The organism is Rhizobium terrae (assembly GCF_003425685.1).
Classification (GTDB): domain Bacteria; phylum Pseudomonadota; class Alphaproteobacteria; order Rhizobiales; family Rhizobiaceae; genus Neorhizobium; species Neorhizobium terrae.
This window is the reverse complement of sequence record NZ_QJKM01000077.1, coordinates 1-752: the sequence shown is the minus strand read 5'-3', so window position 1 is coordinate 752 and position 752 is coordinate 1. Positions and strand designations below refer to the sequence as shown.

General features: G+C 67.8%; 1 protein-coding gene and 2 pseudogenes. All 3 read left to right on the top strand.

The annotated features are described in order from the left end of the window. Positions 1 to 98, top strand: a pseudogene (locus DMO26_RS33475) (prevent-host-death protein); the annotation flags it as partial. Further along, positions 98 to 505, top strand: coding sequence for a type II toxin-antitoxin system VapC family toxin (locus DMO26_RS33470; protein WP_117196540.1), 408 nt, complete (start codon positions 98 to 100; stop codon positions 503 to 505). The pseudogene DMO26_RS33475 and the gene DMO26_RS33470, both read left to right, overlap by 1 nt. Positions 506 to 513: 8 nt before the next feature. After that, a pseudogene (locus DMO26_RS34735) lies at positions 514 to 752 on the top strand (integrase); the annotation flags it as partial.

Sequence of the window (752 nt, the reverse complement as noted above, 5' to 3'; positions counted from 1 at the left end):
TGGTCGACGATCTGCTTGGCGGCCCGGCGTGGGACGACGAACTCGCCGACGCGGTCGATGCGCGCTCGAAAACGCCAAGCCGCGGTGTGGCCTTCTAATGTATCTCGTCGACACCAACATCATCTCAGAAGCGCGCCGCGGCGCGCCGCAGGCGGTCGCCTGGCTGCGCTCGGTCGACCCGCTTACCGTCCACCTGAGCGCCCTGACGCTCGGCGAGATCATGCGCGGCATCGCCCTGAAGCAGAAATCGGACCCGAAGACCGCCGCTCATCTGACCGAATGGCTGCGCAAGCTGCGCAATGATCATGGCGATCGGATCCTGCCGGTGACCGACCAGATCACCGCCGAATGGGGCCGTCTCGCGGCGATCCGGCCGCGCGGCGATATCGACGGGCTGATCGCCGCCACGGCGATCGTCCACGACCTGATCCTCGTCACCCGCAACGTCAGAGATTTCGAGGACACGGACGCGGCGGTGATCAATCCGTGGGAGACACCGGCGTGAATGGCTCAATGACGCCCCCCGAACCGCCAGTAGCCGATCTTCTCCATCCGGGCGAGTTCGCGGCCGGCGCGGATCCTGGCGGCCTCCCCGTCCCCCTGCTCGTAGCGGAAGCAAGCGCGGCCTTGCCGGCGCACCTCGAAAGCCTCGCCGATCGGGCGCGTGGTTACGTCGAAGCGGCCTCCTCCGCCAACACGCGGCGGGCTTATGCCGCCGACTGGAAGCATTTTGCCGCCTGGTGCCGCCGCCA